Origin of the sequence: Pseudarthrobacter sp. H2, from assembly GCF_050157045.1 — a bacterium.
GTDB lineage: Bacteria > Actinomycetota > Actinomycetes > Actinomycetales > Micrococcaceae > Arthrobacter.
In genome coordinates, this window is record NZ_CP189594.1 from 4,749,766 (window position 1) to 4,775,266 (window position 25,501).

Sequence of the window (25,501 nt, forward strand, 5' to 3'; positions counted from 1 at the left end):
GGATACACGTTCAAATCCAGGTGTAGCGATGAAGATCAAGACCACAATTGTCGTGGTGCTGGCGGCCTTGTTGCTGGTCGGCGGATTCCTCGTTAACGCCTGGGCGCCGGTATCGGCCGCCGGCACGACCTACTTCGTCAGCGATGCCGGCGATGACAACAATGACGGGAAGTCTGTCGAATCCCCGTGGAAGTCGCTTTCGAAGATCAATGAGACCTTGCTGCAACCCGGCGATTCCGTCAGTTTCCGCAGGGGCGATGTGTGGACCGGCGTCCTTGTGGCCGGCCACAGCGGGACGGCCAGGTCCGGAATCACCCTGGGCAGTTACGGCAGCGGAAGCGTGCCCACCATCGTCGCCGGGCAGGACGGAACCTGCGTCAAGATAGACGGCGACTACATCACGGTGGACGGTCTGCGGGCCGAGGCCTGCGGATACGCGGGCTTCAGTGTCGCCGGCGACCACAACGTGATCAGGAATTCCGCCGCCGCGCAAAATGCTGCCGGCATCAAGGTCGGCGAAGGCTCGGATTTCGGCCTTTACGCGAACAACACCCTGACCGACAACAACGTCATGAACGCCAATACCCCGGGGACGGCCTGCGGTACCCCCGCAGCAGTTCAATGCAACGACGATTCGGGGGCTTTCGGCATTCTCATTAACGGCAGCGACAACGAATTCTCGGGAAACACCATCACCGGCTCCACGGCCGAGTCCTACGACTTCATCCGTGACGGCAGCGCCTTTGAGATATTCAACGGCAGCCGCAACAACATCCACCACAACACGGCCGTGGACAACAACGTTTTCTCCGAGATAGGACGATCCAAGGGAGCCGCCGCGGACGGAAACACCTACCGGTACAACCTCATCCGCTCCACCTGCGGCGCCAACTGCTCCAAGGCCGTGGGCCTGATCGCACGCGGGCCCAGGTCTTCCTTCGGCCCGACCAACAACACCACCTTTGAACACAACACCGTCTGGCTGGACGGGCCGGATTCCCAGGCAGTTGTCTGCCATGCAACATGCCCTGCGTCGACAATAATCCGGGGCAACATCCTGGTCGCCGTACGCAACGCCTTGTGGATCGACGGTTCGGGCTGGACCGAACAACAGAACGTCCTCAACGGGCCCGCCAACGTGGCGCCGGACAGCACCTCAACCACCGCGCCGGCAGGCTTCGTGAACGCCCCGGCTGATTTGCACCTGACCGGCTCGAGCCCCGCGATAGACCGTGCGGGCACCGGCGCCTCGACCATGGATCTCGACGGGCAAGGCGCGGCCGTGAACGGGGACTGCACCGGCGACGGTTCGGCTGATTCCGGCGCCTACGAGTACCGCCCGGGCAACTGCTAGCCGAAGGCCGGCGGATGTTACACGGTTGGAACCGCAGGGACACCCGCGCGAAACGGGCTGCGGCGGATAATTGAGTCATGTCCTCTGACGGACGATTCTCATGCAGGCATTGGGGACTATCCGAAGGACTCCGCGTATGCCCACTCCGCTCAACCAGTCCCTGGCTGACTCTGCCCTCCTGACGAAATCCCTGCCGCTGGGCCTGCTCCGCGCCTTCGTGCAGACGAATGCCGCCGACGACGGCCTGACGCCGCAGCTGCTGGCTGACCTCAAGATCCTGGCCCGCACTCCGGGGCTGCTGGTCGCCTGCAACTACGGCGGGACGCTGTGCGCAGCGGAAGGCATTTCGACCGAGACACTGCCGCTGGCCAGCGCCGCCATCGCCCTCCGCGCGCTGGCGGCCCTCCCCAACACCCACGCGGCCGTCATCTCGGGCCGGTCCCTGCGCGACTTGGCCGCCGTCTCGCGCCTGCCCGCGGAGGTGCACCTCGTCGGCTCGCACGGCGCCGAATTCGACATGGGCTATGCATACGGGCTGTCCCTGGCCACCGAATCCGTGCTCCAGCAGGCCAGCCAGGCGCTCGCCGAAACCGTGGGCGCCTACCGGGGTATCAGCATCGAGCGCAAACCCGCGGCGGTGGCAGTCCACACTCATCAAGCGTCGGCGGAGATCGTGGGGAAGGCGACGCAACAGTCGGAGGACATCGCCCGGGCCCACGGCCTGTTCTTTATCGTGGACGGCTCGGTCCTGGACCTGTCCGTGGTGGAGCCGTCCAAGGCCGCCGCGCTCGAGCACCTGCGCTCAGTGCTCGGCGTGAGCGCCGCCCTCTACGCGGGAGACGCCCTCAGCGATGAGCTCGCCATGGCCACCCTGCGCGGACCGGACATGGGGTTGCGGGTGGGGGAGGGCCCCACGGCGGCCGGCCACCGGCTCCGCGACCCGGAATCCTTCGCCCGGGTCCTGGCCATCCTCTTTGAACTGCGGCGGGCCTGGCTCTTCGGCGAGGATGCCGTGGGCCTGGAACGCCACTCCATGATCGGCAACGGTTCCTCCACGGCCCTCATCACGCCGGACGCCAAGATCTGTTGGATGAGCCACCCGCTGCCAGACTCCGGCTCACTCTTCGCCCATCTCCTCGGCGGGGACGCGGCCGGGCACTTTTCCGTGGAGCCGGTGAAGCCCTCCCAGGTCCTGGGGCAGCGCTATGTGGACAGCACCATGATCGTGGAAACCCGCTGGGCGGACGTCACGGTGACCGATTACCTGGAGCCGGCCCCGGAGGGCGTCACGAGCCTGGTCCGGGTGCTCTCCGGCACGGGCGGGGCCAGGATCGTGTTTGCGCCGCGGCCGGACTACGCCAATGCCCCCTTCAGCATGGAGGCCCGCGGGGCGGAGCTGCATATCGTGGGGACGGCGGATCCCATCATCCTGCGGGCGCCCGGCGTCAGCTTCACCATCACCTCCGACGGCCGGCACGCCACCGCCACGGCGGACATCGACCTCCGGCAGGGCGCCGTCGTGCTCAACCTGCGCTGCGGGGACACCGGACCCCAGCCCGCTGCAGCCGACGACGAAACCGGGCGGCGCACCGCCGTCGCGCATCATTCCCGGCGCTGGGTCCAGGACCTGCAGCTGCCCGGCGTGAAGCCGTCCCTGGTCCGGCGCTCGGCGCTGGTGCTGCGTGCCCTGGTCCACGAACCCACCGGCGCGGTGCTGGCAGCGCCCACCACCTCGCTGCCCGAGGGGATCGGCGGCACGCGGAACTGGGACTACCGGTACTGCTGGCTGCGTGACGGGTCGATGACCGTCAACGCGCTCGTGGACCTCGGCTCCACGGTGGAGGCCGACGGATTCCTGGCCTGGCTGGGCCGGATCCTGGCCCATGCGCCCGGACCGGAATGGCTCCATCCGCTGTACTCGGTGACCGGGGCGCCGCTGTCCACCGAGGCCATCATCGAAAGCCTGCCCGGCTACGCCGGATCCCGCCCGGTCCGGATCGGCAACGCGGCCGACCACCAGGTCCAGCTGGACGTGTTCGGGCCGATCGCCGAGCTGATCGCTGCGCTGAGCGCACGGAAGGGTGTCCTGTCGGATCCCCATTGGGAGCTGATGGTCCAGATGGCCTCGGCCGTCCTGGCCCGCTGGCCCGAACCGGACCACGGGATCTGGGAGGCCCGGCGGGCGCCCCGGCACCATGTCTACACGAAGGTGATGTGCTGGGTGACGCTGGATCGGGCCCTGCACACGGCGGCACGCCACGGCCGGACGCCGCTGCCGGACTGGGAACCCGCCGCCGCCGCCATCCGGGAGGAAGTCCTGCGCGAGGGCTGGGACGACACCGCCAACTCCTACACCGTGGCCTACGACAGCCCGGATCTGGACGCGGCGGTGCTGCACATCGGCCTCTCCGGCCTCCTGGACGTCAACGACCAGCGCTTCGTGGACACCGTCACGGCCGTGGAGCGTGAACTGCGGGTGGGACCCACCGTCTTCCGGTACCGGTACGACGACGGGCTCCCGGGCCTGGAGGGCGGGTTCCACATCTGCACCACCTGGCTGATCGAGGCCTATGTCGCGGTGGGCCGGATCGAGGAGGCCTGGGACCTGTTCGACCAGCTGGTGAACCTGTTCGGCCCCACCGGACTGCTGCCGGAGGAATACGATCCCGGCACCGAAACGCACCTCGGCAACCATCCCCAGGCGTATTCACACCTCGGTTTCATCCGCTGCGCGCGCCTGCTGGACCGGCACCAGAAGAGCTAGCCACGGACCGGAACCGGTTCATGACACGCGGGAGGCCGTTACGGGCAGGCACGTATTCCTCACTGTTCGGTTGGCGGCGCAGGGGATCGGCTCTTGCCGGGGTGCGCTGGTAGGTGTATTTTTTGCCCCAGCAGCTGTCCTGACCTGAAGTCCGGGGGTCATCAGCGTTCCGGCGTTCGCCGCCTTGTTCTGAAAAGCGATTCGGGGACCATCGATGGAGATACAGTCAGCGAGCTTGAGCGAGAAGGCTTCCCTGGGGCAGGGGTACAACGTTGAGGCCGAAGAGTTCTGCGGCCAATGCGTGCGTGGAGGGATGGAATTTGCCGGCAACCAGCAGTCCCAACTCACGTTCGACCGGAGCATGAGCGAGGACGCAGCCGCTTCCGAGCTCGGATTCGAGGTAGGCGTCAAAGCGCGGTATGGCCTCTTCTCCGGCAGTGTCGCCGCGACATTTGCGTCCGAGTCCGCGTCCTCGGACTACTCGGACGTGACGATCTACAGCCATGTGATCAGCTTCAAGAACGCGAAGTTCCGTTTCCCCGGCCTCGACACCGGCCTGACGCCCGAGGGCCAGGCGGCCCGCGGCACCTCCGGGGGCACGTTCGTGGGCGAGAACTGGCCGATCACCTGCGGCCACGAATACGTCTCGCAGATCACCCTGGGCGCGAAGCTCCTGGTCGCGGTGAAGGTCGAATTCGCAACCCGGGAAGACAAGCAGGCCTTCAGCGGCGAGGTGAACTTCCAGGGGCCGCCGGTGGAGGTGGAAGCCTCGCTGCGGATGGCCTCGCAGCGCTTCGGCAAGACGGCGAGCCTGAGCCTCTCCGCGTTCCAGCTCGGCGGGGACGTGCGCAAGCTCTCCGAGGTATTCGGAACCGATCCCGGAGGCGCCCCTCTGCTGGTCGCTTCCCTCCAGAATCCCGAAGCGGTGCTGGCGGCATTGAATGCAGCCGTGAAGTACGGGAGGGAACAATTCACGGACCAGGTCGATCCGGAAATGCCTCTGGATTCGCCGGGCGGCCCGGCCCAGCTGTCGTACCTGACCTCCCCCTGGGCAGAACTTGGCCTGTTCTCCGTGCCTCCCGTCATAGGGGACGGTGTGCGCCTGGCACGGCGGCTGATCAGCGACGAGTTTGAAAAGAACGCCCGATACATGCGGCGGGTCAGCCGCATCCTCAACGGACCGGTCAGGCTGTCACCCCGGCAGCTCGAACATTTCAAGAACCTGCAGAGAACCGTCGGGCGGAACCTGTCGCTGATCCAGGAAGCCGCAAATGTCTGTTACACCGACTTCGCCCGCGCCGCCGGCAAAGTCGCCGAGGTCATCGAACAGCTGCAGGACTTCACTCCGGAAGAGTTCGATGTGCGCCCGGAAAGCTTCGCGCAATGGTGGGACATGCGTAATCTGCCCCAGATGCAGGTCAAAGACCGTGACGCGCTGCAGGACATCGCCGCGCCCCTGATCGCGGACTTCGTGGATTTCAACGCCATCGAAGACCAAGGACTGGCACTCCAGCAAAAACTCGCCCTGATGGACGGGGGATACCCGACCGGCGTATCCGCCCAGATGTTCAACAGCAACGCGTGGTCCGTCATGGCCGAATCCAAGATCACCGCCCTGTCGCTTAGCTGCGCAGGCGATGAAGACCCCGAAGACTTCCGGCCCTTGCGGTTCACGCCCCGGCTGCAGTCACTCTCGAGCTGGGCCTGCCACAAACTCGATATGGACCTGGGCCCGGTGGCCGGGCTCCCGGACCTGGCCAAGCTGTCCATCGGCAACACCAGGGTCGAAGACGTTGGCCCGCTGGCGGGCCTGGCGCAGCTCAAAGAAATCACCCTGGAAGGCCCCGTTACGGACCTGTCGCCCCTGAGAGGGCTGGTGAAACTGCGGGAAATCAGCATCACGGGTGCAGGGATCACCGACCTGTCACCGTTGGCCGCCCTGCAGGACTTACGCTCCGTGATCCTCACGGGCAGCCCGGTTTCCACCGTGGCACCGCTGCTGGGGCTGCCAAAGCTGAGGGGTTTCGAAGTCGGTTCAGTCAGGGCCCCGGTGGAGTCAATGGCGGAACTGGCCGCCGTGCCCCGGTTCGCTACCTTCGCCTCACAGGCCGCACGGCTCCTTGTCCAGGAGCGTCCGGTCTCCGGCATCGCCGAGACCATACCCGCCGCCGACGTCGTCTGGACGCGCCGGGGAACGAGCAACCTGTTCGACACACTCACCACAGGACCCACGTTTGACGGCGAGGTAGCCGGTACGGGAGCCTTCACCGGGGTGCAGTCAAACGAAGACGTCACCGTTATCATGTTTCTGCACCGGCGGGCCGGCACCACCGTCAGGTACTTCGCGCAGCTCTCCGAGAACAGAACCGACGCGAACGGCATGGTCATCAGAAACGGCACGCTCACCGGAGAGTGCCTGGTCCGGCCGGCATAAGCGCAGCTGGCCCTGGCCGCTGCGGATCCCCTTCTGCCGGGGATTCACGATCCGACGCGCCAGATCGGGCCCGGCCTGTCCAGCCCGTTACTCGCAGCCGACGCCGTCCCCGTCACGGTCCAGCTTGCTGCTGTAGCCCGGTTGGCCCGCGCGGATGGGCGCCGCGCCGGCTGCGCGGACAGCGGCGCAGTTCGCGTAGTAGGCGGCGGCGGGTGCCGGGGGCACTGGGACGGGGGCCTGCGCCGGGACGAGCCCGGGTGCCGGTGCCGCCTGCGCCGGGGGTGCTGCCAGGCTCGTGGGTGCCAGGGCGTCCGGGCAGTCACCCAGGGCCCGTGCCATGGCGTCGTGTTCGGCCTGCGTGACCCAGAGCCCGTAGCTGGATTTCACCGAGATCTGCCGCGCGACGTAGGCGCAGCGGTAGGACTTGTTCGGGGGCAGCCAGGTGGCGGCGTCGCCGTCGCTCTTCCTGAGGTTGCTGGGGCCGTCCACGGCGAGCAGGTTCAGCGGATCGTTGGCGAAGGAGAGCCGCTGTGCGGCGCTGAGCTGCTGGGCGCCCTTCTGCCAGGCGTCACTGAGGGCGACGACGTGGTCGATCTGCACCGCGGCGCTGGTGGTGTTGCCGCGGAGGAAGTTGATCAGGGTCGCCGTGTAGGGGTCGTTGAGCACGCCGGAGAGCACCACGCAGTCGTGGGTCCCGGGCTTGAGGGCGATGGCGGTGAGGTCCCTGCGGAGCGTGTCATTGCGGGTGTCGCAGCCGTTGCGGTCGACGTCGGCCCAGGCCTGGCCGAACTGGTCGCGGGAGTATCCGGTCTTGGGTGCCCGGCCCTTGACCGGGAGGGCGGCCAGCACGTCCAGGGCCTTGCTGGCGTAGGCGGGCTGCTGGTGCGGGGCGCTGGCGCCGGACAGGGTGACTCCGGGCGTCGACTCGGGATCGAGCGGGGCGGCGTCGGTCTCCGGCGGCGTTGCGCTCGCCGTCGGGGCGGACGAAGCGCCGGCCGCGGAGCTTTCGACGGCGGCTGCGGGAGCGGGCGGCGAACTGCCGGCGGCCGGGGCGCAGGCAGTCGCGGAAATGAGCAGCAGCCCGGCCAGGCTGCCCGCGATCCAGTCCACCGCCCCGATTCCGTGGCTCTTTCCGATTCCGCGGCGGCGTGCTGTCTGTTCCCGGAGGCTGTGCAATTGTTCCCCAATACATGTGTGAGTGCAGGTCGCTTGGCACGACCAGTTCCAGCCTAGCGGCGGCAGCCGGGCCGGGGTGGAGTGCCGCGCCGATCAGCTGCCGGCGACCCTCCCGCAGCTCCCGCAGGGATGTGCGCGACGTGCGGGTATCAGGCGAGCAGCAGGGCCACGCCGATCAGGGCCGGCACCGCAACCACGGTGGTGATCAGCACCGTGTCCTTGGCCACGGCGAGGCCGATCCGGTAGCGGCTGGCGATCACAAACACATTCTGGGCGGTGGGCAGGGCGGAGGTTACGACGACGGCGAAGAGTCCCTGCCCGTCCATTCCCAGCGCAAAGCGGGCGAACAGGTAGGCCAGCAGCGGGTGCACGATGAGCTTGAATCCGCTGGCCAGCAGGATGTCGAGCCGGCGTCCCTCCAGGGCCTGCAGGGGCCTGGAACCGTTGAGGCTCATGCCGAAAGCGATCAGCATCGCCGGAATGGCGGCGCCCCCGATCAGGTGGATCGGCTGCATCACGAGCTCGGGCACCTGCCAGCCGGTCCCGGCCACCACGAGGCCCAGGGCGGACCCCACGATCATCGGATTCCGCAGGATCATCAGCACGAAGCTCATCGGAGTGGTCCGATGCGCGCTGGTGGTGGAATCGAGGGCCATCAGGAACACCGGCGTGAAGAAGGCCAGCTGGAAGATCAGCAGGGGCGCCACATAGCTGGCATCGCCCAGGACGAAGACGGCGATCGGGATGCCCAGGTTCGCCGAGTTGGCCAGGGACGCGCTCATGGCGGACGTCAGGGATTCCGGCAGGGAGCGTTTGAGCAGGAGCCGGACAATGCCGAAGAACAGTGCCGCGGTCGCGATGGCGCCGACGGCGCTCACCAGCAGCGGCGCCGCAAAGACGTCGACGAGTTTGGCCCTGCTCAGGGTCTCGAACAGCAGGGCGGGGCTCGCGACAAAGAAGGTCAGCGCGCTGAGCACGGAGCGGGCGTTGTCCCCCAGAATATTGCGCCGGCCGACGAACATGCCGACCAGGATGATGCACCAGACGACGAAGAAGCCGGCGAGGACGCCTAGCACGCGGTGGTCCGCGGCGGTCCAGGCGGATAAGGGGAGGCAGTCACCATCCCAGAGTAATCAGCTTTTTATCCGGCCGGGGGTGTTACGGTGCGACACCGGGAGCCTGGGCAGGTGGGCGGCCAAGGGCCTGGGGCGTCAGTCCGGTCAGTTCAGGGAGGCGTTGTCCAGGGCGTGCGGCGGACGCATGAGGCCGGGCGTATGTCCCTCGGCGGGGTCACTGCCGATCTGGACGATCCTGTTGTCCCTGTCCACGTGGACGACCTTGGGCATGTAGGCCCGTGCCTCTTCGGTGGTCATCTGGGCGTAGGTGATCAGGATGACGATGTCGTTTACGTGCATCAGGTGTGCGGCCGCGCCGTTGATCCCGATGACGCCGGAACCGCGCTCGCCGGCAATCGTGTACGTCTCCAGCCGGGCGCCATTGGTGACGTCGACGATCGCCACGAGCTCGCCGGGGAGGATGTCGGCGGCCTCCAGCAGATCCAGGTCCACGGTGACGGACCCGACATAGTGAAGGTCCGCGTGCGTGACCGTGGCGCGGTGGATCTTGGATTTGAATATTGTGCGATTCATAACGTGAACAGTCTAGCGCGGGGGTGCCCGGTGCGCTGTGACGGATGTTACGGCCCGGCCGACGGCGGCGGCCGCCCCGGCGGTCCCTGCCGTCCCTGCCGTCCCGGTGGTCCCGGCCGGCGGCCGCCCCGCGGGGCCGAGGGCGGCGGCCGTCTCGGCCAGGATCTCGCGGGCGGCGAGGATGGCCGGCCGCTTCGCGCTGGAGCGGCGCACGGAGGTGAAGACGGTCCGGTGCGGATCGCCGGGCAGGCCCAGCAGACGGGCTGTGGTTCCCCGGCCCGTCCAGACGAGATCCGGCATCAGGGCCACGGCGTTGCCTGATTCGATCAGCCGGATCTGCGCCTGCAGGTCCGCTGTTTCAAAGCGGACATCGGGTTCGAAGCCGGCGCTCCGGCACGCCTGTTCGGCCCAGTGCCGCGACGCCGCCCCGCGCGGCTCCATCACCCAGGGCAGCTCTGCCGTATCCGCAAGGGTCATGATGGCCGGCCGGTCCGGCGAGGGCGGCGGGACGGCCAGCCGGATGGCGTCGCTGGTCAGCGGGATGCGGTCCAGTTCGGCGTAGCGGGGGGCCGCGTGGCCGGGGTACTGCTCGGCGATCACGAGGTCGAAGTCGCGCGCCCAGGTCTCGTGGAGTGCCGTTTCAGGCTCCCGCTGGGTCATTTCCACCCGCACCTCCGGGTAGCTGGCGGACATCCGGCTCAGGGCGTCCGGCATGAGCGCCAGGGCGGCCGACTGGAAGACGGCTATCCGCACCGTGCCGGTGACCGTGGTCAGGGAAGCCGCGAGGTCGGCCTCGGCCTGTTCGAGGGTTTCGAGCAGCTGGGCCGTGTGGGCCACCAGGACTTCGGCCTGGGGCGTGAGCTGCACGCGGCGACCGGTTTTCCGCAGGAGTGCGACGCCCGCTTCCTTTTCAAGCAGCGCCAGTTGCTGGGAGACTGAGGACGGGCTGTACTGGAGCGCTTCGGCCACCTCAGCCAGGGTTCCGCGGATCTTCAGTTCACGGAGCAGCCGCAATCGCCGGACGTCGAGCATCGCTGTTCCTTCGTGAAACCCAATGGTTATTGATAAGAAAAATTCACTTTATCTAATGCAACCGGGCTTGCATACTGTTGTCCCTGAGTAACCCCCATCACAGGGTGGATTGATGGGCATGACCTAAGCAGGAGACCGTGATGAGCACAAACGATTTGACCCGGTCCATCATGCGGCGCAAGCCCATTGACGACATCGAAGAGGAAAACAAACACAGCGGTTTGTTCAAGAGCCTGGGGCTCTGGCAGCTGACGGCCATCGGCGTCGGCGGCATCATCGGCGTCGGTATTTTCTCGCTGGCCGGGCTGGTGGCGGCCGGCAGCGGAGACAACCCGGGTGTGGGGCCCGCGGTGCTGTTTTCCTTCCTGATCGCGGGCCTGGCCTCGGCAGCGGCCGCTCTGTCCTATGCGGAGTTCGCCGGCATGATCCCGCGGGCCGGATCCGCCTACACCTATGGTTACGTGGCGCTGGGTGAAGTGATCGGCTGGTTCATCGGCTGGGATCTGCTGCTCGAGTACACCGCGATCGTGGCCGTCGTCGCGATCGGCATCTCCGGCTACTTCGACGCGTTCCTCTCCGGAATCGGGGTCCACATGCCCGTCTGGATGACGTCGACGGCTGACGAGGGCAAGGGCGGCATCATCAACCTTCCGGCGATCGTGGTCTGCCTGATCGTGACCTGGATCCTGTCCCGCGGCACCAAGGCCTTCGGCCGCTTCGAGCTCGTGGCCGTGGCCATCAAGGTGGTCCTGATCCTGTTCATCATCGGGCTGGGCATCTTCTACATCAATACCAACAACTACAGCCCGTTCATGCCCAGCGGCTTCGGCCCGGTGCTGGCAGGTTCAGCCACCGTGTTCTTCGCCGTGTTCGGCTACGACGCCATGAGCACGGCGGCGGAAGAAGCCACGGACGGCAAGAAGCACATGCCCAAGGCCATCATCCTCTCGCTGATCATCGCCATGCTGCTCTACGTCGCCGCCACGCTGGTGCTCACCGGAATGCAGAACTACCGGGACATCGACCCGAAGGCAGGCTTCGCCTCCGCCTTCAACGGCGTCGGGCTGCCCGTGATTGCGACGATCATCTCGGTGTTCGCCGTCCTGTCCATCCTCACGGTGATGCTAACGTTCCTCCTCGGCGTCACCCGCGTCTGGTTCTCCATGAGCCGGGACGGGCTGCTCCCGGGCTGGTTCGCGAAGACGGACCGCCACGGCACCCCGCAGCGCGTCACCTGGATCGCCGGCATCACGTCCGCAGCGCTGGCCGGCGTCTTCCCGATCAAGGCCGTGGCTGACCTGACCAACATCGGCATCCTCGCCGCGTTCGTCGTCGTCTGCTTGTCGGTGATTATCTTCCGCTACAAGAAGCCCGACGCCCCGCGTACCTTCCGGCTCCCGCTGATGCCCCTGGTGCCAGCCTTCGGCATCCTGTCCTCCGGATTCCTCATGACCCAGCTTCCCTTCGCCACCTGGCTCCGCTTCGCCGCCTGGCTCGTCATCGGCTTGGTGATCTACTTCGGCTACGGCCGCAAGCACTCGCTGATGAACCCGGACAGCCCCCGGCACGAGGAAGCAGTGGAGATGCACCGCCCCATCGGCTGACCCCGGCAGGCTCATCTCCCCTCGCCCCGTTGCGCTATCACTTACGGCCCCTATCCAGGGTTTTTGGGAACCCTAAGTGATAGCGCAACCGGGGATTCCGGGGATTTTCCGGCCGTTTGGACGGGCGCCGAAATGTTCACTTTTTCTAACCAGTACTGCTCGGAAAACATCGCTTTATCTTATGAAAATCCGGTTCCATACTGGGTCATAAGAGCTCCACCTGATGAGAAAGAACGAGTACCAGCCATGACCAACATTTCAACGGCACCCGTCGTGGGCACAGGCAATGAAGCCGACCACGCAGCCGTCCCGGAAGGCTCCCCGGTCCTTGACGCCGCTGCCCTCGCCGAAGAAACCATTGCCCAGGTGCGCCGCTGGCTCGCCGACGCCGCGAAGGTCCCCGTGGACGCGTCGGCCGAGCAACTCGCGGGTGTCCTGAAGGACCCCAACGGCCTGGACTTCACGGTCGGATTCGTCGACGGCGTCGTCCGCCCCGAGGACTTCCGGGTCGCCGCCCGGAACCTCGCCGCCCTCGCTCCGAAGGTGCCCGCGTTCCTGCCCTGGTACATGCGCGGCGCCGTCCGCCTCGGCGGCACCCTGGCCCCGGTCCTGCCGCAGGTGGTCATCCCCATCGCCCGCCGAGTGCTCCGCGAAATGGTCGGCCACCTCATCATCGATGCCACGGACGCCAAGCTGGGCCTGGCCATCGCGAAGATCCGCAAGGAGGGCATCAAGCTCAACGTCAACCTCCTCGGCGAGGCAGTGCTCGGTGACCACGAGGCCTCCCGCCGGCTCGAGGGCACCCACGCCCTGCTGGCCCGGGCCGACGTCGACTACGTCTCCATCAAGGTCTCCGCGACCGTCGCCCCGCACTCCGCCTGGGCCTTCGACGAGGCCGTGGAGCACGTCGTCGAGAAGCTGACCCCGCTCTTCACCCGTGCCGCCTCCTTCCCCAAAGCGAAGTTCATCAACCTGGACATGGAGGAATACAAGGACCTGGACCTGACCATCGCGGTCTTCACCCGGATCCTGGACAAGCCCGAATTCAAGAACCTCGAGACCGGCATCGTGCTGCAGGCCTACCTGCCCGACGCCCTCGCGGCCATGATCCGGCTCCAGGACTGGGCCGCCGCCCGGCGCGCCGGCGGCGGCGCAGCGATCAAGGTCCGCGTGGTCAAGGGCGCCAACCTGCCGATGGAGCACGTGGAGGCCTCCCTGCACGGCTGGCCGCTCGCCACCTGGAACACCAAGCAGGACTCGGACACCAACTACAAGCGCGTGATCAACTACGCGCTGCACCCGGACCGGATCCGCAACATCCGGATCGGGGTCGCAGGCCACAACCTCTTCGACATTGCCTTCGCCTGGCTGCTGGCCAAGCGGCGCGGCGTGGAATCCGGCATCGAATTCGAGATGCTGCTCGGCATGGCCCAGGGCCAGGCCGAAGCCGTGAGGCAGGACGTCGGCTCGCTCCTGCTCTACACCCCGGTGGTCCACCCCGCCGAGTTCGACGTCGCGATCGCCTACCTGATCCGCCGGCTCGAGGAAGGCGCCAGCCGGGACAACTTCATGTCCGCCGTCTTTGAACTGGGGGGGAACTCCCCAGAAAGCAGATCGCTGTTCGAGCGGGAGAAGCAGCGCTTCCTTGCCTCCCTCGCCAGGCTCGACGACGAGGTCCCGCCGCCGAACCGCCGGCAGGACCGCAGCCTCCCGGCCGCGCCGATGCCCCACGACTCCTTCGAGAACACCCCGGACACAGACCCCTCGCTGCCCGCCAACCGCGACTGGGGGCGGGCCATCCTGGAGCGCGTCACCACCTCCACCCTTGGCAACGCCGCCGTGGCAGCGGCCACCATCAGTGACGCGGACACCCTCAACACCGTGATCGCCACCGCCGTGGAGAGCGGCAAGGCCTGGGGCGCGCTCTCCGGCAATGAGCGTGCCGCGATCCTGCACCGCGCCGGCGACGTCCTGGAATCCCGGCGGGCCGAACTGCTCGAGGTCATGGCCAGTGAGACCGGCAAGACCATCGACCAGGGTGATCCCGAGGTCAGCGAGGCCGTTGACTTCGCCCACTACTACGCCGAATCCGCCCGCAGACTGGACGACGTCGACGGCGCCGCCTTCGTCCCGTCCAAGCTGACCGTCGTGACCCCGCCGTGGAACTTCCCGGTGGCCATCCCGGCCGGTTCCACCCTCGCGGCGCTCGCCGCCGGCTCCGCCGTCGTGATCAAGCCCGCAAAGCAGGCCCGCCGCAGCGGTGCCGTGATGATCGAGGCTCTCTGGGAAGCCGGTGTCCCGCGGGGCGTGCTCACCATGGTCCAGCTCGGCGAGCGTGAACTCGGTGCGCAGCTGATCTCGCACCCCGCGGTGGACCGGGTCATCCTCACCGGTGGCTACGAGACGGCCGAACTGTTCCGCTCCTTCCGCCAGGACCTGCCCCTGCTCGCCGAGACCAGCGGCAAGAACGCCATCATCGTCACCCCGAGCGCGGACCTGGACCTGGCGGCCAAGGACGTGGCGCACTCCGCCTTCGGCCACGCCGGGCAGAAGTGCTCAGCCGCCTCGCTCGTCATCCTGGTGGGTTCCGTGGGGACCTCCAGGCGTTTCCACAACCAGCTCATCGACGCTGTCACCTCGATGAAGGTGGGCTACCCGGAGGATCCCGCCAGCCAGATGGGTCCGATCATCGAGGCCGCGAACGGCAAGCTCCTGGACGCCCTGACCACGCTCGGCGAAGGCGAAAACTGGGCCGTCGAGCCGCGCAGGCTCGATGACACCGGCAGGCTCTGGAGCCCGGGCGTCCGTTACGGCGTGCGCCGCGGGTCCTACTTCCACCTCACCGAATTCTTCGGACCCGTCCTGGGCGTCATGACCGCGGACACCCTGGAAGAGGCCATCGCCATCCAGAACCAGATCGACTACGGCCTCACCTCGGGCCTGCACTCCCTGGATCCGGAGGAACTGGGCATCTGGCTGGACTCCGTCCAGGCCGGCAACCTCTACGTCAACCGCGGCATCACCGGCGCGATCGTCCAGCGCCAGCCCTTCGGCGGCTGGAAGAAATCCGCCGTCGGCGCCGGCACCAAGGCCGGCGGACCCAACTACCTCGCCGGGCTCGGCGACTGGAGCAGCAGGGCCAGCACGGCACGGGCCAACGGGGGAGCCACGGCTGCGCACTCCGGCGTGCGACGGCTCGAGGATGCCGCCAGGGGCATCCTGGCCCCCGCCGAGCTGGAGCGGGTGCAGCGCGCCCTGGCCTCCGACGCCGCCGCCTGGGCCGAGGACTTCGGCACGGCCAAGGACGTCTCCGGCCTGGGCGCCGAACGCAACATCTTCCGCTATCGTCCGCTGCCGGTCACGGTCCGCCTCTCGGAAGGTGAACCGCTCGCTGACCTCGTCCGGACCGTCGCCGCCGGCGTCCTGGCCGGCTCCGCGCTGACGGTGTCCGCCGCCGTCGAACTGCCCGCCGGGCTGCGCACCGCACTGTCCGGGCTCGGCATCGCCGTCACGGTGGAGAACGACGCCGACTGGCTGGCCTCCGCGGGAACGCTCGCCGCGGCAGGCAAACTGTCCGGCGGCCGGATCCGGCTGATCGGCGGCAACGCCACGGCGCTGGCCGAAGCAACCGGCGGCCGCCCGGACCTGGCCGTCTACGCCCACCCGGTCACGGAGGCCGGCCGCGTGGAGTTGCTGCCGTTCCTGCACGAGCAGGCCATCAGCATCACGGCGCACCGCTTCGGCACGCCCAACCACCTCTCGGACGGACTCATCTAGGAGTCCGCTCCAGCCAGTCCGCACAAATAAAACACGGGCCGGGCGGCCACCCTCCAATGGTGGCCGCCCGGCCCGTGCCGTTGCCCGGCGGGTCAGGTCGGTGTGGCTTGGGTCTGCGTGGCTTAGGTCTGCGCGGCATGGGTCTGTGTTGCTTAGCCGAAGTACCAGCCCGGCGGCACCCAGGAGGCGGGCACGGCGTGGGCCGAGTAGTCTTCGCAGCCGGAGCAGAAGTAGGTGGCCTCGCCAAGCTTGTTGATTGAGCCGTCCCGCCGGTGCGTGGCGGGAACAAAGGTCTCCAGATAGATGAATTCGTCCGTGCCGCACCGCTCGCAGTACGGGCTGCCCACATATTCGGCCTCCACCAGGGTGGGGTAGTGCGCGTCGCGGCGGCCCAGGCCGGGGTGCTGGGCCTCGGCCCCGTGATACGCGGCAGGCACCAATGTGCGTGCGGGCTTGAGGGCATGGCCGCCCGAAGTTGCGGAAAGCGGGGGACGGTTTGTGGCTGGCTTCATTGTCGGCCTATCCCGAACGTCTCCGATGCAGTCGCCGAACGGCATACGCATAGGACAGCGCTCGTTTTCGAAATCGTCGTCATGGGCCTCTGCTTGACCTTCAACGGTCTCAGGATAGGCCACTGACCACGAGTGTTCAATGGCCCGCGTAAGTACATCCTCCAAGTAGGTACACCGTGGGTACCCGAACCGGCCGGCCTGAAGCCCGGGCTTCAGGCCGGCCAAAGACCGTGCCAGCCGGGTCAGCGCAAAATCACGGTCCGGTTTCCGTCGAGCATGACCCGGCCCTCGCAGTGCCACCTGACCGCGTTGCTCAGCGCCTTGCACTCAGCGTCCCGGCCCACCCGCACCAGGTCCTCGGCCGTGTACGTGTGGTCCACGTCGATGACCTGCTGGGAAATGATCGGTCCCTCATCCAGCTCCGCGTTGACGTAGTGGGCGGTGGCGCCCACCGTCTTGACGCCGCGGTCGTAGGCCTGGTGGTAGGGTTTGGCGCCCTTGAAGCTGGGCAGGAACGAGTGGTGGATGTTGATGGTGCGCCCGGTCAGCTCGGCCGAGAGCTCATCGCTGAGCACCTGCATGTAGCGGGCCAGGACCACAAGTTCCACATCGTGTTCATCCACAAGTTCCAGCAGCCGGGCTTCCTGCGCCGGCTTGGTCTCCTTGGTGACCGGGAGGTGGAAAAACGGGATGTCATGCCACTTGACCAGCTCCTCGTGGTCCGTGTGGTTGGAGACCACGGCCACGATGTCCACCGGAAGATCGCCCGTGCGGGCCCGGAACAGCAGGTCGTTGAGGCAGTGCCCGAACTTGGACACCATGATGAGCACCCGGCGTTTGCGGCCGTGCGGCTCCAGCTGCCAGTTCATCGCCCATTCGTCGGCCAGGGGTGCGAAGTCCCGGCGCAGCTCTTCGGTGCTGAAGGCTTTGTTCCCTGACGCGAAGTGCACGCGCATGAAGAACTGCTTTTCCCTGCGGTCACCGAAGTGCTTGGTGTCGATGATGTCGCAGCCGTGGTCCAGCAGGTAGCCGGTGATCGCGTGGACGATTCCCGGGGACTCGGCACAGTTGACGGTCAGAATGTGTTCGGTTTCCATGGCTCAGCTTTCCCGCTGTGCCTTCTGATCGGCGATGACCTTCTCGCCGTCGAGGTCCTTCTGGAACTCCGCGTAGCGGGCCAGGTGGGACGGACGCTTGCGCAGGACGAGCCAGGCGGCGCCGAGCACGATGAACCAGACCGGGGTGACCAGGAGCGCCACGAGGGTGTCCGGCTGCGTGGTCAGCGCCCAGAGGACGAAGGCGAAGAACGCGAAGACCACCCAGACCATGGGGATGCCGCCGGGCATTTTGTACTTGGAGGCCTCGTGCAGGTGCGGGCGGCGGGAACGGAACTTCAGGTAGCTGGCCAGGATGATGGACCAGACGAAGACGAAGCAGACGGCGGAGACGGTGGTGACCATGTCGAAGGCCTTGCCGATGTCCGAGCCCGCGTACATCAGGATGACGCCGGAGAGCAGCAGGACGCAGGAGAGGAACAGGGCGTTCTGCGGGACCTTGCGGCGGGACAGCCGGCTGAACACGGTCGGGGCGTCGCCCTCCTGGGCCAGGCCGTAGACCATGCGGGAGGTGGAGTAGATGCCGGAGTTGGCCGAGGACATGGCCGAGGACAGGACCACCAGGTTCACGATGGTGGCCGCGGCGCCGAGGCCGGCGAGGGAGAACATGGCGATGAACGGGCTGTGGCCGGCCTGGAACTGGGTCCAGGGGGTGACGGACATCAGGATGATGAGGGCGCCGACGTAGAAGAGCAGCACGCGGATGGGGATGGAGTTGATGGCCTTGGGCAGGTTCTTCTCCGGGTCCTTGGCCTCGGCGGCGGTGGTGCCGACGAGTTCGATGCCTACAAAGGCGAACACGGCGATCTGGAAGCCGGCAACAAAACCCATGAATTCGTTGGGGAAGAAACCGCCGTGGCTCCACAGGTTCGAGAAGGTGGCCGGGCCGGCGTCGGACTGGAAACCGCTGAAGATCATGAACAGGCCCACAATGATCAGTGCGGCGATGGCGATGATCTTGATCAGCGCGAACCAGAACTCGGTCTCACCGAACGCCCTCACCGTGGCGAGGTTCAGGAGCAGGAGGATGCCAATGGTGACCAGGCCCGGGATCCACAGCGGCAGCCCCGGCCAGAGTTCCTGGGAGTAGCCGGCGATGGCGATGACGTCCGCGATGCCGGTGATCACCCAGCAGAACCAGTAGGTCCAGCCGGTGAAGAACCCGGCCCACGGGCCCAGCAGGTCCGCGGCGAAGTCGCTGAAGGACTTGTAGTGCAGGTTGGACAGCAGGAGTTCGCCCATGGCCCGCATGACGAAGAACAGCATGAAGCCGATGATCATGTACACGAAGATGACGGACGGGCCGGCGGCCGAGATGGTCTTGCCGGAGCCCATGAACAGGCCGGTGCCGATCGCGCCGCCAATGGCGATCAGCTGGATATGCCGGTTACTGAGCTGCCGCTCAAGATGCGGCGTTTCCGGGGAAACGATGGTTCTAGTACTCACGTGCTGCTCCTCGAATCAATGCTGGCTGGAGTGCTGTTGTGGAAGACGCGGGGCCCGCTTCATTGGGGACCGCATCGAGGTTGTTGAAGCTGTAGAGATGGATGCCTGCGATGCCGGGCTGGCCTTCGAGCCCGGCCACCAGGGTGTTGGGTGAGTAGCGGTCCCCGCTGAGGAGCTTGCGCGCCAGCGGGCCCTTGCGGGTCAGGAACTTCAGGGAACTTCCGACGCCGATCTGCGTGGCCAGTGTGACCAGTTTAGTCCGCGGGACGGACCCCGCCACCCCGGCCCAGACGGGTAGCCGCACGCCTTCGCGGCGCAGGAGCGCCGCGAAGTCGAGGATTTTCGGGGCGGCGAAGCACATCTGCGTGACGACGTGCGTGGCCAGGTGCTGCTTGGCCAGCAGCGCGTCCACGAGGTCCAGGGCGGCCACCGACGGGTGGCCTTCCGGGTACCCCGCCACGCCGGCGCGCATCAGGCCGCCGGTGTACTGCGCGATGTCCTCCAGCAGCGGGAGGGCCGAGTCGTACGGGCCGGCGGCCTGCTTCCGGTCGCCGCCGATCACAAACACCTCGCCGATCCCGGCCACGTCGCAGTCGCGCATGATGCGGGTGAGCTCGGCACGGTCATTGATGCTGCGCGCGGCCAGGTGCGGGATGACGTTGTAGCCGAGCATGCTCAGTTCCACCGACGCGCGCATGGTCCGTTCGATGCCGTGGTGGGGCAGGCAGGTCATGGTCAGCGTGGTGGTCAGCGGAACCAGGGACTGGACCTGGTCAACGATCCCGGCTGATGGGATGATTTCGATTCGGGTAGGGAACATCATTGGTCCTCTCTGGATATCGGATGGCAAGCTGGCGGGGTCAGCTGGCCTGGGCTGCCAGCAGGGTGCTGGCTTCCTGGCGGGTGCTGCCGGAGCTTTCGATGTGGGCGAGGGCGGCCGGGATGTCCCGGCCCTTTTTGCGCATCGCGGTGGCCCAGAGCCGGCCGGCGCGGTAGGAGGAGCGCACCAGGGGCCCGGACATGACGCCGAGGAAGCCGATCTCGTCGGCTTCCTGCTGGAGGTCCACGAACTCCTGCGGCTTGACCCAGCGGTCCACCGGCAGGTGCCGCTCGGACGGGCGCAGGTACTGGGTGATGGTGATCAGGTCGCAGCCGGCGTCGTGCAGGTCCTGCAGGGCCGCCGAGATTTCCTCGCGGGTTTCGCCCATGCCCAGGATCAGGTTCGACTTGGTCACCATGCCCAGCGCCCGGCCCTGCGTGATCACGTCCAGGGACCGGTCGTAGCGGAACGCCGGGCGGATGCGCTTGAAGATCCGCGGCACGGTCTCCACGTTGTGCGCGAACACCTCGGGCTTGGAGTCGCAGATCGCCTCGATGTGTTCGGGCCTGCCGGAGAAGTCCGGGATCAGCAGTTCGACGCCGGTGCCCGGGTTCAGTTCGTGGATCTTGCGGACCGTCTCGGCGTAGAGCCAGACACCCTCGTCGGCGAGGTCGTCCCGGGCCACGCCCGTGACCGTGGCGTAGCGCAGCTGCATCGCCTGGACCGAGCGGGCCACCTTGGTGGGCTCGAAGACATCCACGGGGGAGGGCTTGCCGGTGTCGATCTGGCAGAAATCGCAGCGCCGGGTGCACTCGGAGCCGCCGATCAGGAACGTCGCTTCCTTGTCTTCCCAGCATTCGAAGATGTTGGGGCAGCCGGCCTCCTCACACACGGTGTGGAGGCCTTCCTTCTTCACGAGGTTCTTGAGCTGCACGAACTCCGGGCCCATCTGGACCTTGGCCTTGATCCACTCGGGCTTACGTTCCACCGGTGTGGCCGCATTCCGCTGCTCAATACGCAGCATCTTCCGGCCTTCTGGTGCGAGGGTCATTTTCTGGTTCCTTTGAATGTGGGCCGGCTTTGCCGGCAATAGAGGTCTTGGCGCTGGGAATGCCTGTGGGCGGGGCGGCGACGGTGGCCGAAGCGGGTCACCACGGTGCATACCGGGCCGATGCGTAGACAATCAGAAACAGGCCGCCAAGACCGGTGGTGCCTACCGCCCAGGCCTCGACCCGTTGCTTCATGAGACGCTTCCGCCGGTTGGAGCTGCCTTTGTCGGCCGGTATCGGCTGGTCTGCTCCGCGCTGGTTGCCAATGGTCATGTCCGTCGTTCAGCACTCCACGACGTTCACGGCGAGGCCGCCCATGGCGGTTTCCTTGTATTTGGAGCTCATGTCCTTGCCGGTCTCGCGCATGGTCACGATGACCTCGTCGAGGGAGACACGGTGCGAGCCGTCGCCCCAGAGCGCCATTTTGGCGGCGTTGATGGCCTTCGCGGCGGCGATCGCGTTGCGTTCGATGCAGGGGATCTGGACGAGCCCGCCGATCGGGTCGCAGGTCAGCCCGAGGTTGTGTTCCATCGCGATTTCCGCGGCGTTCTCCACCTGCGCGGGCGTGCCGCCCATGACCTCGGCGAGGGCACCGGCAGCCATGGACGACGCCGATCCGACCTCGCCCTGGCAGCCCACCTCGGCACCCGAGATGGATGCCTGTTCCTTGTAGAGCACCCCGATGGCACCGGCCGTGAGCAGGAACTTGACCACGACGTCGTCGCGGTCTCCCTGGGTGGCCTTGTCCATGCCGGGCGCGAAGTGCAGCGCGTAGTACAGGACGGCGGGGATGATGCCGGCCGCGCCGTTGGTGGGGGCGGTGACCACCCGGCCGCCGGACGCGTTCTCCTCATTCACTGCCAGCGCGATCAGGTTCACCCATTCCTGCCAGTACTTGGGGTCCCGGTCCTTGTCCTCCTTCAGGAGGCGTTCGTGCCAGTCGGGCGCACGACGGCGGACCTTCAGTCCCCCGGGCAGCAGCCCCTCGCGCTTGAGGCTGACATCCACACACTCTTCCATCACGGAGTAGATGTGCAGCAGACCTTCGCGGATCTCCTCCTCGGTCCGGGAGGCACGTTCGTTGACGAACATGATGTCGCCGATGGACAGGCCCTTGGACTGGCACCGGCCCAGCAGTTCCGCCGCGGTCCGGAACGGCAGGGGCAGCTCGTTCTTGGACTCGTCGAGCTCCTTCAGGGCCGCGTCCTCCTCGCCCTCGCGGACGATGAAGCCGCCGCCGACGGAGAAGAACGTCGCGCTGTGCAGGGTCCCGCCCTTTTCGTCAGTGACGGTGAACGTCATGCCGTTGGTGTGCCGGGGCAGGATGGTCAACGGGCGCAGGATGATGTCCGTGACGCCATAGGGCAGCGGTACCGAACCGGCAAGCTGAAGCGTGCCGGTTTCGGCGATCGCGGCGAGCCGCTCCTCCACCTCGGCCGGCAGGATCTTTTCGGGGTGGAAACCTTCCAGGCCGAGCAGGATCGCCGTCATGGTGCCGTGGCCGTGGCCCGTTGCCGCCAGCGACCCGTACAGGTCAACCCGCAGCGACGCCACCCTGCCCAGTACACCGGAGGCCTTCAGTTCTTCAGCGAACACCGCGGCCGCCCGCATCGGGCCCACGGTGTGCGAACTGGACGGTCCTATTCCGATGGAAAAAAGGTCAAAGACTCCAACGGCCATTGTCGGTTCCTAACTAGGTAATCGTGGCGGGGATAGTGGGTGAGGTGAGCAGAGAGGCCCCTTTGGGGCCGGCATCCGGAGGCGTGCGTCTAAGGGAGCGGCACGTCCGCTCAGCGGGCGTCTTCGCGACCGAGCACGCGGAGGATGTCGGCCCCAACGGGCCAAGCGAGGCGGTCAGCCGTGGTTGGCAACCGCGGGATAGAGCGGGTGGGCGGCGGCGAGGGCCTCGACCCGGTGACGGAGGCCGGTCAGGTCCGCGCCGGCGTCGGCGGTCAGTGCCTCGGCGATGATGTCCGCAACTTCACGGAAGGCCGCTTCGCCGAAGCCGCGGGTGGCCAGGGCGGGGGTGCCGATCCGCAGGCCGGACGTGACCATGGGCGGGCGCGGGTCGAAGGGGACGGCGTTGCGGTTGACGGTGATGTCGATCGCGGCGAGGCGGTCCTCGGCCTCCTGGCCGTTGAGTTCGCAGTCGCGCAGGTCCACCAGGACCAGGTGCACGTCGGTGCCGCCGGAGATCACGTTGATCCCCTTGGCGGTGACGTCCGGCCGGACCAGGCGGTCGGCCAGGATCCTGGCGCCGGCCAGGACGCGTTCCTGGCGTTCCCTGAACTCCGGGGATGCGGCGATCTTGAACGCCACGGCCTTCCCGGCGATGACGTGCTCCAGCGGGCCGCCCTGCTGGCCGGGGAACACCGCGGAGTTGATCTTCTTGGCGATGTCCGCGTCGTTGGACAGGATGATCCCGCCGCGCGGACCGGCGAGGGTCTTGTGCGTCGTGGACGTCGTGACGTGCGCGTGCGGGACCGGGTTGGGGTGCAGCCCGGCGGCGACGAGCCCGGCGAAGTGGGCCATGTCCACCATCAGGTACGCGCCCACGGCATCGGCGATCCGGCGGAACTCGGCGAAGTCCAGCTGCCGGGCGTACGCGGACCAGCCGGCCACGATCAGTGCCGGCTTGTGCTCCAGCGCCAGGGCCTCCACCTCGGCCATGTCAATGGTGTGGGTGTCCTCGCGGACCTGGTACGGGACCACGTTGTAGAGCCGGCCGGAGAAGTTGATCCGCATGCCGTGGGTCAGGTGCCCGCCGTGGGCCAGGTTCAGGCCCATGATGGTGTCGCCGGGCTTGATCAGGGCGTGCATGACCGAGGCGTTCGCCTGCGCACCGGAGTGCGGCTGCACGTTCGCGAACCCGGCGCCGAACAGGGCCTTGACCCGGTCGATGGCGAGCTGTTCGATGACGTCCACGTGCTCGCAGCCGCCGTAGTACCGCTTGCCCGGGTAACCCTCGGCGTACTTGTTGGTCAGCACCGAGCCCTGCGCCTGCATCACGGCCACCGCCGTGTGGTTCTCCGAGGCGATCATCTCCAGGCCGTCGCGCTGCCGGCCCAGCTCGGCATCGATCCTCGCGGCGATCTCCGGATCCAGGACGGACAGCTCCGCGTCCAGGGACGGGGACACGACCTGCTCGAAGGCGGTGACTGCCGTGGCGGTGCCGGCGGCGCTCACAGCTCGCCGCCGTTGGCTGCAGCGTACTCCTGCGCGGACAGCAGCGGGCCCTCTTCGGTCACAGAGACCTTGAACAGCCACCCGGCACCATACGGATCGGAGTTGATCACGGCAGGATCGGCGACGACGCCGTCATTGACCTCCGTGACCTCGCCCGTCACCGGGGAGTACAGGTCCGAAACGGACTTGGTGGACTCGATCTCCCCGCAGGTCTCCCCCGCGGTCACCGTGGAGCCGACCTCGGGCAGGTCCACGTACACGATGTCGCCCAGAGCCTCGGCGGCAACGGCGGACACGCCGATCACGGACGGTCCCGAGCCATCAGCGGCGATCCACTCGTGCTCGGCGGAGTACTTCAGTTCAGCGGCAACCTTGGCCATGTGTGTTTTTCCTTAAGTTTGGAGTGCAACAAGTGAGAGAGCGTCGGCCCAAACACTGCGAAAGGTGAGGGAGCGTCGGGAGTAATTACTTTTGGCGCTTGTAGAACGGCAGGGCAACAACCTCGAAGGGCTCCGCTTTGCCGCGCAGGTCGATGTCCAGGGCCGTGCCCGGCTCGGTGAGTGCAACATCCACGTAGGCCATGGCAACGGGGTAGCCGAGGGTGGGGGAGGGCTGTCCGGACGTGACCTCACCAACCACTACGCCGTCCTTGAGGACCGGGTAGTGCCCGCGGCCGGCACGGCGTCCGAGGCCCTTCAGGCCCACCAGCTTGCGCTCGGAACCGGCCTCCTTGGCGGCCTCCAGTGCCGAACGGCCCACGAAGTCGCCTTCCTTGCTTTTCAGCGCCACGACGGGACCCAGGCCGGCGTCGAACGGCGACCGTTCGAGCGAAAGCTCGTTGCCGTAGAGCGGCATGCCGGCCTCGAGCCGGAGCGAATCGCGGGAGGCGAGGCCGCACGGAACGATGCCGAACTCAGCCCCCGCTTCGGCCACCGAAGCCCACAGGGGGGCGGCGCCGTCGTTCGGTACAAAGAGCTCGAAGCCGTCCTCACCGGTGTAGCCGGTGCGCGCCAGGATGACGTCGTGGCCGGCCACGGTGACCTCGTTGAACGCGTAGTACTTGAGGTCGGTGACCAGCGCGTGCTGGGACTCATCGGTCAGCTTCAGCAGGATGGCCTCGGCCTTGGGCCCCTGGACCGCGACGAGGGACATCTCCGCGGAGACGTTCTCGACCTCTACGTCGAAGTCCGCGGCCCGCTCGGCCAGGGCAGCGGCGACGGTGGGTGCGTTGCCCGCGTTGGGGACCACCAGGTACTTCTCGTCGCCGAAACGGTAGGTGATGAGGTCATCGATGATGCCGCCGTCGGCGTTGCAGATGAGCGAGTATTTGGCTTTCCCGTCCGCGATTGCGGAGAGTTTGCCCACCAGAGCGTAATCCAGGAAGGCACCGGCTTCGGGTCCGGTGACCCAGACCTCGCCCATGTGGGAGAGGTCGAACAGGCCGGCGGATTTGCGCACGGCGTGGTGTTCGGCCAGCTCGGAGCTGTACTTCAGGGGCATCTGCCAGCCACCGAAGTCGGTGAAGGAGGCGCCGAGTTTCTTGTGCTCTTCGTAGAGCGCGGTGTAGTTCTCAGTCATGTCGG

General features: G+C 67.1%; 18 protein-coding genes. 5 read left to right on the forward strand and 13 right to left on the reverse strand.

The window, feature by feature from the left end; translation table 11 throughout:
* Nucleotides 1–28 precede the first annotated feature (28 nt).
* The 3 genes from ACQCSZ_RS22090 to ACQCSZ_RS22100 all read left to right on the forward strand — a co-directional run bounded on the left by ACQCSZ_RS22090 (nt 29) and on the right by ACQCSZ_RS22100 (nt 6,552).
* Entirely contained in the window at nt 29–1,354 is a 1,326-nt protein-coding gene (locus ACQCSZ_RS22090; RefSeq protein ID WP_427005739.1) for a hypothetical protein, read from the forward strand.
* A gap of 136 nt (nt 1,355–1,490) precedes the next feature.
* Complete coding sequence (locus tag ACQCSZ_RS22095; protein ID WP_427005740.1) at nt 1,491–4,118, forward strand: trehalase-like domain-containing protein; 2,628 nt, start codon at nt 1,491–1,493, stop codon at nt 4,116–4,118.
* Between the two features lie 235 nt (nt 4,119–4,353).
* Nucleotides 4,354–6,552, forward strand: coding sequence for a leucine-rich repeat domain-containing protein (locus tag ACQCSZ_RS22100; protein ID WP_427005741.1), 2,199 nt, complete (start codon nt 4,354–4,356; stop codon nt 6,550–6,552).
* 87 nt (nt 6,553–6,639) lie between these two features.
* Here ACQCSZ_RS22100 and ACQCSZ_RS22105 read toward each other — a convergent pair whose 3' ends face one another.
* The 4 genes from ACQCSZ_RS22105 to ACQCSZ_RS22120 form a co-directional block, all read right to left on the reverse strand.
* Entirely contained in the window at nt 6,640–7,662 is a 1,023-nt protein-coding gene (locus ACQCSZ_RS22105) for a GmrSD restriction endonuclease domain-containing protein (protein ID WP_427005742.1), read from the reverse strand.
* Between the two features lie 215 nt (nt 7,663–7,877).
* Complete coding sequence (locus tag ACQCSZ_RS22110) at nt 7,878–8,804, reverse strand: AEC family transporter (protein ID WP_427005743.1); 927 nt, start codon at nt 8,802–8,804, stop codon at nt 7,878–7,880.
* 144 nt (nt 8,805–8,948) lie between these two features.
* The gene (gene panD, locus ACQCSZ_RS22115; RefSeq protein ID WP_211881553.1) at nt 8,949–9,377 is read right to left on the reverse strand and encodes an aspartate 1-decarboxylase; all 429 of its coding nucleotides are present in this window, start codon (nt 9,375–9,377) and stop codon (nt 8,949–8,951) included.
* A gap of 12 nt (nt 9,378–9,389) precedes the next feature.
* Nucleotides 9,390–10,409, reverse strand: coding sequence for a LysR family transcriptional regulator (locus ACQCSZ_RS22120; RefSeq protein ID WP_427005744.1), 1,020 nt, complete (start codon nt 10,407–10,409; stop codon nt 9,390–9,392).
* Between the two features lie 140 nt (nt 10,410–10,549).
* Here ACQCSZ_RS22120 and ACQCSZ_RS22125 point away from each other — a divergent pair, with 140 nt between their 5' ends.
* Together ACQCSZ_RS22125 and ACQCSZ_RS22130 are read left to right on the forward strand one after the other, a co-directional pair.
* Complete coding sequence (locus ACQCSZ_RS22125; RefSeq protein ID WP_427005745.1) at nt 10,550–12,013, forward strand: amino acid permease; 1,464 nt, start codon at nt 10,550–10,552, stop codon at nt 12,011–12,013.
* A 246-nt stretch (nt 12,014–12,259) separates the two neighbouring features.
* Nucleotides 12,260–15,790: a proline dehydrogenase family protein gene (locus tag ACQCSZ_RS22130; protein WP_427005746.1), complete on the forward strand. Its 3,531-nt coding sequence runs from the start codon at nt 12,260–12,262 to the stop codon at nt 15,788–15,790.
* 152 nt (nt 15,791–15,942) lie between these two features.
* On the opposite strand, the gene ACQCSZ_RS22135 is transcribed toward ACQCSZ_RS22130, so the two are convergent.
* The 9 genes from ACQCSZ_RS22135 to gcvT all read right to left on the reverse strand — a co-directional run bounded on the left by ACQCSZ_RS22135 (nt 15,943) and on the right by gcvT (nt 25,496).
* Nucleotides 15,943–16,302, reverse strand: coding sequence for a hypothetical protein (locus ACQCSZ_RS22135; RefSeq protein WP_427005747.1), 360 nt, complete (start codon nt 16,300–16,302; stop codon nt 15,943–15,945).
* 242 nt (nt 16,303–16,544) lie between these two features.
* Nucleotides 16,545–17,399, reverse strand: a complete 855-nt coding sequence (gene purU, locus ACQCSZ_RS22140; RefSeq protein ID WP_427005748.1) for a formyltetrahydrofolate deformylase — start codon at nt 17,397–17,399, stop codon at nt 16,545–16,547.
* A 3-nt stretch (nt 17,400–17,402) separates the two neighbouring features.
* On the reverse strand, nt 17,403–18,863 hold the full coding sequence (gene cycA / locus ACQCSZ_RS22145) for a D-serine/D-alanine/glycine transporter (RefSeq protein WP_427005749.1): 1,461 nt from the start codon (nt 18,861–18,863) through the stop codon (nt 17,403–17,405).
* Nucleotides 18,853–19,686: a methylenetetrahydrofolate reductase gene (locus tag ACQCSZ_RS22150; protein ID WP_427005750.1), complete on the reverse strand. Its 834-nt coding sequence runs from the start codon at nt 19,684–19,686 to the stop codon at nt 18,853–18,855. The genes cycA and ACQCSZ_RS22150 overlap by 11 nt, the downstream gene beginning before the upstream one ends.
* Nucleotides 19,687–19,723: 37 nt before the next feature.
* Nucleotides 19,724–20,734 carry a lipoyl synthase gene (gene lipA, locus ACQCSZ_RS22155; RefSeq protein WP_427005751.1) on the reverse strand — a complete coding sequence of 337 codons (1,011 nt, stop codon included), beginning with the start codon at nt 20,732–20,734 and terminating at the stop codon, nt 19,724–19,726.
* A 280-nt stretch (nt 20,735–21,014) separates the two neighbouring features.
* Nucleotides 21,015–22,412, reverse strand: coding sequence for an L-serine ammonia-lyase (locus tag ACQCSZ_RS22160; RefSeq protein ID WP_427005752.1), 1,398 nt, complete (start codon nt 22,410–22,412; stop codon nt 21,015–21,017).
* Between the two features lie 174 nt (nt 22,413–22,586).
* A complete protein-coding gene (glyA, locus tag ACQCSZ_RS22165; protein ID WP_427005753.1) occupies nt 22,587–23,918 on the reverse strand; it encodes a serine hydroxymethyltransferase in 1,332 nt (443 codons plus the stop codon).
* Nucleotides 23,915–24,298: a glycine cleavage system protein GcvH gene (gene gcvH / locus ACQCSZ_RS22170; protein WP_427005754.1), complete on the reverse strand. Its 384-nt coding sequence runs from the start codon at nt 24,296–24,298 to the stop codon at nt 23,915–23,917. Before gcvH ends, glyA begins: the two co-directional genes overlap by 4 nt.
* Before the next feature lie 85 nt (nt 24,299–24,383).
* Nucleotides 24,384–25,496, reverse strand: coding sequence for a glycine cleavage system aminomethyltransferase GcvT (gene gcvT / locus ACQCSZ_RS22175; protein ID WP_427005755.1), 1,113 nt, complete (start codon nt 25,494–25,496; stop codon nt 24,384–24,386).
* Nucleotides 25,497–25,501: the final 5 nt, after the last annotated feature.